Genomic DNA, 11,082 nt, shown 5'->3' with positions numbered 1-11,082 from the left:
TATGACTGCGCACTGGTATCCAAATGATGAGGTATTAAAAGGCAGCAACATCTATAAAATGATGTTGAAAAATAAACTTGATTCTTACCAAAATTTATGGAATTGGTCGGTTCAAAACAAAAGTAATTTCTGGGAACAAACCATTGCCAATCTTGACATCAACTTTATACGAAAATTTGACTCGGTACTTGAAATTTCAGACGGGGTCGAAAATGCCAGCTGGCTGAAGGGGTCAAAATTTAACATAATTGACTCCTGTTTTCAACGTGACGAAGATGCGATTGCACTTGTATATCAAAATGAAAAAGGCGGCCTGCATCAGGTAACTCAGCTGGAGCTCGAAAGGTATGTAAACAGAATCTCCAATAGCTTAAAAGAAAACGGACTCCTTCCGGGGGATCGGATCGCCATTGACATGCCAATGACCTATGAGGCTGTTGCTATCTATCTGGCGGCAATCAAAGCAGGTTGTCCTGTAGTAACTATTGCGGACAGCTTTACTTCGAATGAAATTAAAGTACGTTTAAAGATCACCAGGCCAAAATTGATTTTTACACAAGATTTCATCTACAGAGCCGGAAAAACCCTTCCCCTGTATGATAAAGTGATCAAGGCCAATGCCTCGATGGCTGTTGTTGTGAAAGGTGGGTCATCTGAATGTTCCTTACGGCAAGGAGATATGTTCTTTGAAGATTTTTTGTCTGAAAAGGATGAATTTGAAACGGTCATATTGGGCCCGGAGGATATGATTACCGTTTTGTTTTCGTCCGGCACAACCGGTGAACCAAAGGCGATACCATGGACAAATACGGTTCCCATTAAATGCGCTTCTGACGGTTATTATCATCATAACATTCAGGAAAATGATGTAGTATGCTGGCCAACCAACCTTGGCTGGATGATGGGCCCCTGGCTCATTTTTGCCGGCCTGATCAATAAAGCATCCATTGCTTTGTATTACGGAGCTCCTATGGGAGAAGGATTTGGTGAATTTGTTCAGAATGCCAGGGTAACCATGCTGGGTGTTGTTCCGAGTATCGTAAGGCACTGGAAAAACACCGGGACCATGGATTCATTTGACTGGAACTCGATCAAATGCTTCAGTTCTACAGGGGAAGCTTCGAATCCGGATGAAATGGAATATCTGATGCGGCTCGGAAACAATAAACCTGTTATAGAATACTGTGGAGGTACGGAAATCGGAGGAGGTTATGTGACCAGTACGGTGGTTCAACCCAATATAGCAAGTACTTTTACTTCTCAGGCTCTCGGTGGGGAATTTGTCCTTTTGAATGATGAAGGAAATGAAACGGATCGTGGCGAAATGTTTATAATTCCACCCGTATTAGGCCTGTCCCAATCATTGCTTAACCGGGACCATCATGAGGTGTATTTTGAGGGCAATCCAAGTTTTAAGGGCCAGGTTCTTAGAAGACATGGTGACCAGCTTGAACGTCTTCCTAACGGATATTACAAAGCCCAGGGACGTGCTGATGACGCTATGAATCTGGGAGGCATTAAGGTAAGCTCTATCCAGATTGAGGAGGTCGTCAACTTGCTGGACTTTGTTAAAGAGAGCGCAGCTATTGCCGTTTCACCCCCAAAAGGAGGGCCCGGCCAACTTTTTGTCTATATCGTAAGTAAGGACAATGAAATTGATCAGGATGAAAAATTAAAAACGGTTCGAAACATTATCAGGGAACGTTTGAATCCTCTGTTTAAAGCTGAAGGACTCATCGAAATTGAAGCCTTACCGAGAACTGCTTCTGGCAAGGTCATGCGTCGTAAGTTGCGGGACATGTTACAGCAGTAATTTCCGATTTGATCAAAACTCTCCTGTTCATGTGTAACTTTTTTTGCGATATTTGCCACGAATAAATAGCCTCCTATGAAAGTTTTATCTTATAATGTTAATGGTATAAGAGCCGCAATGAAAAAAGGTTTTTTGGATTGGTTAAGTGCCGCCGATCCCGATGTGATCTGTATTCAGGAAACAAAGGCCCATAAGGAACAGCTTGAATTGAACCTGTTTGAAGATCTTGGTTATCCTTTTCATTACTGGTTCTCCGCTGAAAAAAAAGGCTATAGCGGGGTTGCAGTACTTTCTAAACAAAGGCCAAATCATGTGGAATACGGAACGGGTATTGAAAGCATGGATTTTGAAGGCCGAAACCTACGATTGGATTTTGACCATTTTTCAGTGATGAGCTTGTACCTCCCTTCCGGGACCAATGATGCACGACTTGATTTTAAGCTAAGGTATATGGCGGAATTTCAGGAATATGTAAATGAACTGAAACAGAGCCTGCCTAATTTGTTAATTTGCGGCGATTATAACATCTGCCATGAAGCCATTGACATTCACAATCCAAAGCAAAATAAAAATACCTCGGGGTTCCTGCCCGTTGAAAGAAAATGGATCGGCGATTTCATCAACAGCGGTTTTATAGACACCTTCAGGCATCTCAACAAAGAACCTCATAATTACAGCTGGTGGAGTTACAGGGCGAATGCCAGAAATAATAATAAGGGCTGGAGGATCGATTATTGTATGGCCAGTGCTCCTTTGGAATCGAATATCGAAAGGGCCTTTATATTACCAGAAGCAAAGCACAGTGACCACTGTCCTATCGGGGTAGAACTGAAATTTTAAACTGCTGATTTATTGGCGAGCTGTCCGCAGGCAGCATCAATGTCCTTACCTCGGCTGTGTCTTATATTGACGGTGATATTGTTCCTTTCCAATTCTCTTTGGTAATAGGCAATTGCCGCAGGATCGGCCTGAACAAAACCATCTTCTTCAATGGCATTGTATTCAATAAGGTTCACCTTTGAAGGAACCTTCTTGCAATAAGCCACCAAGGCATCAATATCTTTCTTTTTATCATTGATTCCCTTCCATACCACATATTCAAAGGTAATCACACGTTTGGTTTTCGCATACCAGTACTGTAGTGAATCTAAAAGGTCTGCGAGGTTTGACTTATCGTTGATCGGCATCATTTCAGAACGCACCTCATCAATAGCCGAGTGAAGGGAAACTGCCAGATTGAATTTTACCTCATCATCGGCAAGCTTTTTGATCATTTTATGCAGCCCTACCGTGGATAGAGTGATCCTTCGCGGAGACATTCCCAACCCCTCTTCCGAGGTGATCATATCAATGGACTTCAGGACATTCTTATAATTAAGAAGCGGCTCTCCCATCCCCATAAAAACTATATTATTCAATTTATGCCCCTTATACAGCCGACTCTGACGATCAATAGCCACAACCTGATCATAAATTTCATCCGGGTTCAGGTTTCGCATCTTTTTCAAACGAGCGGTTGCGCAAAAAGTACAATTCAAACTGCAGCCCACCTGGCTTGATACGCAGGCCGTGGTTCGGGTAGGTGTTGGTATAAAAACGGATTCCACCACGAGCCCGTCGTGCAATCGAACCGCATTTTTGATGGTCCCGTCGGTTGACTGCTGCATATCATCCACCTGGATGTGATTGATCACAAAATGTTCATTGAGAAAATTTCGGGTATCCTTCGAGATATTGGTCATCGACTCAAAATCATGAGCCCCTTTGTTCCATAGCCACTCATAAACCTGATTGCCACGAAAGGCTTTCATTTCATGTTCAACAAAAAAGTCTCTCAAGGCTTCTTTACTTAATGCCCTTATGTCGGTTTTCTCAGCCATATTGTATAAAAAAACGTCCGAAAACCAACGTTCAAAGGTATTCGGACGTCAAATCTTTGTCTACTATAATTAAATGATCAGCATGGCATCACCATAGGAATAGAACTTGTATTCATTGTCTATAGCCTCCTGGTACGCCTTTTTCAACAAATCGTGTCCTGCAAACGCCGAAGTCATCATCATCAAGGTTGATTTCGGTGTATGGAAATTGGTAATCATACAATTTGCAATGCTAAAGTCATAAGGAGGAAAAATGAACTTATTGGTCCAGCCCTCAAATGGTTTTAGGTGAGAATCTGCCGATACCGAGCTCTCCATAGATCTCATTACCGTAGTTCCTACTGCACAGATTCGCTTTTTATTGTCAATGGCTTTATTCACTGCATCAGCTGTAGATTCAGGAATAAATACTTCTTCAGAATCCATTCTGTGTTTGGATAAATCTTCAACTTCAACCGGGTTAAAAGTTCCCAACCCAACATGAAGAGTCAATTCTTTTAGGTCTACACCTTTGATCTCAAGCCTTTTCAACAAGTGCTTGGAAAAGTGCAATCCCGCAGTTGGCGCAGCAACCGCCCCTTCGTGTTTAGCATAAATAGTCTGGTAACGTTCCTCATCTGAAGGTTCTACATCACGTTTGATGTATTTTGGCAATGGCGTCTGGCCCATTTCGTTCAATTTCTTGCGGAATTCCTCATAGGTTCCGTCATACAAAAAACGAAGTGTTCTACCTCTGGAAGTTGTATTGTCAATTACTTCGGCAACCAGGCCGCTGTCTTCTCCAAAAAATAACTTATTACCGATCCTGATCTTTCTTGCGGGATCAACAAGAACGTCCCATAACCTGCTTTCAGCATTTAATTCCCTTAAAAGAAACACCTCGATACGAGCACCTGTTTTTTCCTTGTTTCCGTATAATCTTGCCGGAAATACCTTAGTATTATTAAAGACCAGGATATCTCCTTCGTCAAAATAATCAACCAAATCTTTGAAATGCCTGTGCTCAATAGTATTTTCCTTTCTGTTCAACACCATCAACTTAGCCTCATCTCTGTGTTCAGAGGGGTATTCGGCTAATAAGCCTTCGGGTAAATCATAATTGAAATTCGATAATTTCATAGTTCTGTTACGTTTTTTTCGTTAAAATGCTTGCAAATATACAATCTCAAACAGGCCCTTGTCAAGTGTTTTAGGAATTAAATTGGATTTTTAGACCCTTCTTACAAATTGTTTTGACGAATGCCTATCTTTACCCAAAATTTTGCGATGTCAAAAAACGTGACTCCATACAAGGGTTCTGAACTTGGGAAAAAGCAGCAGGTAACTGAAATGTTCGATAAGGTTTCGTCTAATTATGACTTCCTTAATCGGGTATTGACCTTTGGAATTGATGTCAGCTGGAGAAAAAAAGTTGTAGCGCTTGTGCAATCCGGAAATGCAAAAAAGGTACTGGACATAGCAACCGGGACAGGTGATTTGGTCATTATGATGGCCCAAAAAGGCATTGAGGAAGTTGTGGGGCTGGATATTTCACCGGGTATGCTTGACATCGGAAAACAAAAAGTGAAAGACGAAGGCCTTGAAGGCACGATAGACATGGTCATTGGTGATTCTGAGAATCTGCCTTTTAAGGATGAAACTTTTGATGCCATTACGGTCGCTTTCGGAGTCAGGAACTTTGAGAACCTCGAGCTGGGCCTTAAAGAAATTCATCGTGTATTGAAACCAGGAGGTTCGTTTACCGTGCTTGAGACCTCTCAACCAACCAAATTCCCTGTAAAGCAGGGATTCAAGTTCTATTCAAAATATATCATCCCAAGTGTGGGAAAATTATTCTCTAAAGATAAAAATGCCTACAACTATTTACCTGAATCAGCTGCTGCATTTCCATTTGGAGAAAAGTTCAACAATATATTGTTAAAAACAGGGTTTAATAGTTCTAAGATATACCCTCAGACATTGGGGGTGGCAACCATATATCACGCAATTAAATAAAACATGAACAGGCAATTCATATTTGTAAGTCTTCTTTTTTTTCTGATTGTTCCATTTGCTTATGCGCAAAAGGAAAGAATTGAATACCTGCCAAACTTTGATAAAAGGACCATTCACTTTGGCTATTACCTTGGGATCAACAAAAACAGTTTTGAGGTCAGTTATTTTGACCAAAGCGGTTTTGACCCAAATTCACCAGTTAGTCCACCTTCCTTGGAACAGGATATGTTTGTCTCTGTAGATGCCTCTTTGGGCTTTAACATAGGCTTTGTGGTCGACTATCGGATCCATAACAATATCAACCTCCGGTTTGAGCCAGGGCTGATGTCAAATGCAAAGACCATCACCTTTATAGATCCGAATCTTGATGCGGCTCCAAACGGGGTGCCTATTTATGCGAATTCCACCGATGACGTGGTGCGTGAAGTTGCAGGAACCTATTTGCACCTGCCTTTATTACTTAAATTAAGTACCAACAGATTAAACAATATCCGACCCTATATTATTGGAGGGGTCTCTTATGATTATAATTTCTCAAGCAACGAAAAGAACGGTAAAGACAATTTTGAAAGGGAATTCAGAATGACCCAACATAATTTTATGTATGAAATTGGATTTGGAGTTGATTTTTATATGTACTTCTTTAAGTTTACTCCTTCCATCAGGGGCGTGTTTGCCATGAGCAATGAACTGGTCAATGATGACAACCCTATTGATTATCCCCAGTACTCAAGCCCATGGACAGGCCCTATAGATTTTCTTGGAACAAGAGGAATCTATCTGAACCTGACCTTTGAATAATTTTCAATCTGCAAATTTCGAGTTTATCCGCATTTTGAATGACCGCAGCTTACGCATTTTAAGCAACCTTCAGAATAGATGATACCTTCCGGATCACCGCATTCACCGCATTTTTTGTCAACGGCAGCGGTACCGTCTTTGACATATCTTTTTAAGGCTCGGGCCACACCGTTTTTCCAGGTATTGATGTGATCGTCATACATGTTAAGATTCTGAATCAGATCAACCACGTAAGGCATTGGCATTTTATGGCGTAGGATACCAGAGATCAGTTTGGCATAGTTCCAGAATTCCTTATCGAACGATCTGGATAACCCTTCAATGGTAATTTTATATCCCTCTCTGTCCATATACTGGAAATCATATCGCGCATCCCCATTTTCATCACGGTTCTTGATGACCCATCCTCTCTCGAGCCATTGAGGCACATTAAAGGCATCCTTCATTTTACCCGTAAATATCTCATAAGGCCTTTCATCGATCAAACCTACAACAGCCAGCCACTTTTCAGATTCATTGTGGAACCGTACGATGTCTGCTTCTATTTTCTTCGGCCTTTTCTTGAACTGTACCTCTTTTTCATAGGCTGTGTCTTCTTCCTCTTTTTTATCATCGGCAACAAGAATTCCACTCCTCGATCCGTCTCTGTAAACGGTGATCCCTTTTAATCCCTGCTTCCAGGATTCCATATAAATATCTCCTACAAGTTCCTGAGAAACATCCGTAGGAAGATTAATGGTCGAACTGATGGAGTGTGTCGTATACTTTTGTACCAAAGCCTGAAGTTCAACACGCTTTTCCCAGTCGATTTCCGGTGCTGTTGCTCCGGCATAAGGGCTTTTGCGCTCATCCGTCTCCCCTGTGACCTTCATCCACTCCTCAAGTTTCTTGTGGTATACTGTGAACTCCTCAAAAGCATCGCCGAGATCATCCACAAAATCAACTTTGGCATTTTTATCGTCTTGATTGATCTTTCTTCTTCTTTTGTAGGAAGTCATAAACACGGGCTCAATACCTGAGGATACCTGGGCCAGCATACTTAATGAACCCGTTGGAGCCACGGTGCTTATTGAAATATTTCTTCTACCGTGATCCATCATTCTTGTATAGAGGTCCGGAAATTCTTCTTTGAGCATCTGAACGAATTCAGAGGTGTCTTCAATGTTTCGGTTGAAAACTTCAAATTGCCCTCTTTCAATGGCCATATCAATACTGCTGTCAAACTCAGCCGTCATCTTGCTTCTCATGATCTGATCCACTTCTTCAATGGCTTCAGAGGAGTCAAACTTCAAACCAAGTGCTGCCATAGCGTCCGCAAGCGCCGTAAAGCCCAATCCTGTCCTTCTTCCCTTTCTTCCTGTTTCCTGCAATAGCTTCCAGGTCTCGATCTCGTTTTGCTTAATTGTATCAGGCTCAGGATCTCCTTCTATTTTCTGAAGTATTTTTTCAACAGATTCCAATTCAAGATCTACAAGGTCGTCCATTAATCGCTGCGATTCATAAACCACCTGATAGAATTTTTTATGATCGAATTTTGCTTTTTCCGTAAATGGGTTTTCAACAAAATTATAAAGGTTAACTGCGATCAACCTGCAGCTGTCACCACCCTGCATGGCAATTTCCGAGCATGGATTTGTAGATGAATTCTTAAAACCTGGATAAAGCGATGAAGTTGAATAGTGGTGCTGTCTGTCCCAGAAGATCAATCCGGGTTCAGCCGTGTTATGAGCACTTTTTATAATGGTCTTCCACAACTGCTGAGCATCAACTTCTTTGGTGTATTTTGGAGTTTTTGATTCAATGGGCCATCTTAAAGTAAAAGTTTCCTCATTCTCAACGGCCTTCATAAACTCATCAGAAAGTCTCACAGAAATATTTGCTCCGGTAACTTTGGTAAGGTCTTGTTTTATGGTAATAAAATCCTCTATATCAGGATGGGCGATATCCATGGTAAGCATTAGTGCCCCTCTTCTACCGTTTTGAGCAACTTCACGTGTTGTAGCTGAAAAACGATTCATAAAGGAAACGGCTCCTGTGGTTGTTCCTGCCGCATTGGATACTTTTGAATCTTTCGGCCTTAACTCTGAAAGGTCCACCCCAACGCCACATCTTCTTTTAAAAAGCTGAGCCATTTGCTGATCCGTATAGAAAATTCCTCCATAGGAATCGTAAACGGGTGGGATAACCACACAATTGGATAAGGATGCTATGATTTCTTTGTTACCAAGCCCGAACATGACACTCCCCTGAGGGATGACATATTTAAAATCTTTGAATAGGTTATAGATGAATTCTTCGGTTGATTTTTTCCTTTTTTGTCCGTACAGGGATAAGCCTTCAAGCTTCTTTTTTTGCTTATTGTATTTCGCTTCTATTCGGCCAAATTCCCTGGCCATTCTGCGATGCATATCATCTGGTGTTCGCTCCAAAAAGGTACCATCACTTTTCTTTAACGCATATTTATTAATCCATGTAGTTGCAGCAAGTTCATCACCGTTAAAGTATGATAATGAGCTATTTAGAACCTCTTCATAAGTGTAATTCCCCTTTGTAACTTTTTCTTCCACCATAATTTTAAATGTATTTTTAATTAGAAACGCGACCTAAAATTAGCACAAAAGAAAGATCAAAATAAATGGTCTTTTATTAATTATTAACAATTGGCGGTTAACATTTTTTTAACTTTTTAAAAGTCTTGCTGCGCGGCGATTTACGATGAAAATCATGAGAACACGATTTTTCTCATTATAAAATTAAAAATATTTTATTATTTTTTTGGGGTGAATGAAGCCTTATGAATTACCGTCCTAAATTGTTTATTTTGACAGGCATTTATGGTTTGGCAGCAACCTTTGTGGCCAGGCAATTGTTCTCGAATTATTATTTTGGTGAATTCGGCCTGAATGTCTTACCCATTGATTTATTTGAATTGCTCATTTTTGGCTGGGCCTTCTTTGCTTTTTTGATCACCCTTATCACCATATCGATTCTTGTAAAAAGAAGTACCGATCCGGTAGGGTTTAAAAAAAGGTTCAACTTTCTGATCCCTGCATTCATGTCCTGGATCATTCTTTTTCTTTTATTAAAGCTAAATCTGAGTCACATCATTGTTCCCATAGCTCTGGGCCTTTTTGGGCTCATACTGATCAACCTGAATCGATTTGTAAGCAGCAAGCTTATGTATATGGCCCTTCTTTTGATTCTGTTAGGTGTGGTTTCTTTTTTCCTGCCAAAACTGAACTGGCTATTTATTTATACAGGCTTCGGAATTTTACCCATTGCATTTGGGTTAATCCTGCTAAGAAAATCAAAACGACAACCGGAACTATCCTGATCTTACATTTATTCTCCTTGAACGTATCCTTCAAGATAGCTAAACCTGTCAGTTAATTTACCCTTTTTTGTCATCGCGGAACGCTCCAGTATTCCATCCTTGTCACCATTAAAAAAAGCCGGGATCACATGTGTCACAAATCCTTCACTAAAGCCTCTGGAAGCATCTCTGGGCAACTCATTTGGCAGATTATCCACAGCCATAACTGCAATGGCCTCAGGATCTGAATAGGATGTTTCCTTTTCTTCAATCCTGTCATATCCATATACAGGATCGGCAATGGTTGAGGGCCGGATGGTGGAAGCCACAGGGCCGTCAATATCGCAGCTAATATCAGCAACAACACGTATCTTAAAATCCTCTGATTTAGCATCTTCACGAGTAAAGATATAAGGAGCCCCTGACGCATAAAAATGCCCTGCGATATAGACATCGCTTACTTTTGCAAATCGCATAAAATCACTTTCGTAATCCTCGGGGTGATCAAAGAAATCATACATGTCAATGACCCTTCCGTCTTTTCTCTTATTATAATCAAGGACATCAATCTGACAATAAACCGCTTCGTCAAATGAATCGTTTAAATAGGCCTTAACAGACACTTCTTTGATGCCCATTCCGTCCACCATTTCTTTTGCCCCGTTACTGACCCTGCCCTTTCCGGTCAGTACGATCTTAATATTGGGGAGAGCAATTTTTTTCAATTCCTCAATTAATTCGGCCTGATCCTTTAATTCCTGAGCTTTGGGAAGTTCAAAGCTTTTTTGCTTTAAGCCAAAGGTCCGAATCCCGTTATAGGCCCCTACGATTCCGGCATAGCGACCAAAAGCCACAAGCCTGATTTCATTCTTATCGGTAATGACCTCATGGTCGTGCAATTCAATATTCTTTTCCAAAATAGCCCTTAACAGATCCCTGTTATAAGGCTGCTCTTTAATCGTATGCGAAAAAAAGAAATATTTCTTATTCGGGATCAAAGCTTCTATCGGCACCTCTTTTACACCTAACAAAACATCTGCAGAACTCACATCGTCAAGCACCTGGATGCCTTTTTCCTCATATTCCTGATCTGAAAAAGTTCTGTTTTCACTTTTTTCAACGATAATTTCAAGGTCTGGATATGTTTTCTTTAGCGTTACGCAAGCATTTGGGGTAAGCACAACACGCTTATCAGGCGGGTCCTTTCTTTCTTTGATAATACCAAACTTCATTGAATTGAATTTTTTACATTAAACCTGACAAAATTTCCTGAATTAATC

Annotated in this window: 9 protein-coding genes; 5 read left to right on the top strand and 4 right to left on the bottom strand. The window is 40.8% G+C overall.

The features are described 5' to 3' along the window. Position 1 precedes the first annotated feature (1 nt). Together LCM02_RS11690 and LCM02_RS11685 are read left to right on the top strand one after the other, a co-directional pair. Complete coding sequence (locus LCM02_RS11690; protein WP_224929965.1) at positions 2-1,813, top strand: AMP-binding protein; 1,812 nt, start codon at positions 2-4, stop codon at positions 1,811-1,813. A 75-nt stretch (positions 1,814-1,888) separates the two neighbouring features. Next, a complete protein-coding gene (locus LCM02_RS11685) occupies positions 1,889-2,653 on the top strand; it encodes an exodeoxyribonuclease III (protein ID WP_224929962.1) in 765 nt (254 codons plus the stop codon). Here LCM02_RS11685 and rlmN read toward each other — a convergent pair. Continuing rightward, on the bottom strand, positions 2,650-3,693 hold the full coding sequence (gene rlmN / locus LCM02_RS11680; RefSeq protein WP_224929959.1) for a 23S rRNA (adenine(2503)-C(2))-methyltransferase RlmN: 1,044 nt from the start codon (positions 3,691-3,693) through the stop codon (positions 2,650-2,652). The two genes, LCM02_RS11685 and rlmN, sit on opposite strands and share 4 nt — an antisense overlap. A 69-nt stretch (positions 3,694-3,762) precedes the next feature. Continuing rightward, positions 3,763-4,812: a tRNA preQ1(34) S-adenosylmethionine ribosyltransferase-isomerase QueA gene (gene queA, locus LCM02_RS11675; RefSeq protein WP_224929956.1), complete on the bottom strand. Its 1,050-nt coding sequence runs from the start codon at positions 4,810-4,812 to the stop codon at positions 3,763-3,765. 147 nt (positions 4,813-4,959) lie between these two features. Between queA and ubiE the strand changes: the two genes are divergently transcribed. Both ubiE and porT read left to right on the top strand, forming a co-directional pair. Then, positions 4,960-5,688, top strand: coding sequence for a bifunctional demethylmenaquinone methyltransferase/2-methoxy-6-polyprenyl-1,4-benzoquinol methylase UbiE (gene ubiE, locus LCM02_RS11670; protein ID WP_224929953.1), 729 nt, complete (start codon positions 4,960-4,962; stop codon positions 5,686-5,688). Between the two features lie 3 nt (positions 5,689-5,691). Continuing rightward, on the top strand, positions 5,692-6,489 hold the full coding sequence (gene porT, locus LCM02_RS11665) for a type IX secretion/gliding motility protein PorT/SprT (protein ID WP_224929948.1): 798 nt from the start codon (positions 5,692-5,694) through the stop codon (positions 6,487-6,489). 23 nt (positions 6,490-6,512) lie between these two features. Here porT and LCM02_RS11660 read toward each other — a convergent pair whose 3' ends face one another. Then, the gene (locus LCM02_RS11660) at positions 6,513-9,059 is read right to left on the bottom strand and encodes an adenosylcobalamin-dependent ribonucleoside-diphosphate reductase (protein ID WP_224929945.1); all 2,547 of its coding nucleotides are present in this window, start codon (positions 9,057-9,059) and stop codon (positions 6,513-6,515) included. Between the two features lie 251 nt (positions 9,060-9,310). Here LCM02_RS11660 and LCM02_RS11655 point away from each other — a divergent pair, with 251 nt between their 5' ends. Then, positions 9,311-9,823 (top strand): hypothetical protein, encoded by a 513-nt coding sequence (locus LCM02_RS11655; RefSeq protein WP_224929942.1) that lies wholly within the window; start codon positions 9,311-9,313, stop codon positions 9,821-9,823. 8 nt (positions 9,824-9,831) lie between these two features. Here the strand turns inward: LCM02_RS11655 and LCM02_RS11650 are convergent, their stop codons facing one another. Then, complete coding sequence (locus tag LCM02_RS11650; protein ID WP_224929939.1) at positions 9,832-11,034, bottom strand: NAD(P)-dependent oxidoreductase; 1,203 nt, start codon at positions 11,032-11,034, stop codon at positions 9,832-9,834. Positions 11,035-11,082 lie beyond the last annotated feature (48 nt).

This window comes from Lutimonas saemankumensis (assembly GCF_020171465.1).
Taxonomy (GTDB): domain Bacteria; phylum Bacteroidota; class Bacteroidia; order Flavobacteriales; family Flavobacteriaceae; genus Lutimonas; species Lutimonas saemankumensis.
The sequence above is the reverse complement of the archived record's forward strand: the minus strand, read 5'-3'. Positions and strand labels throughout refer to the sequence as shown.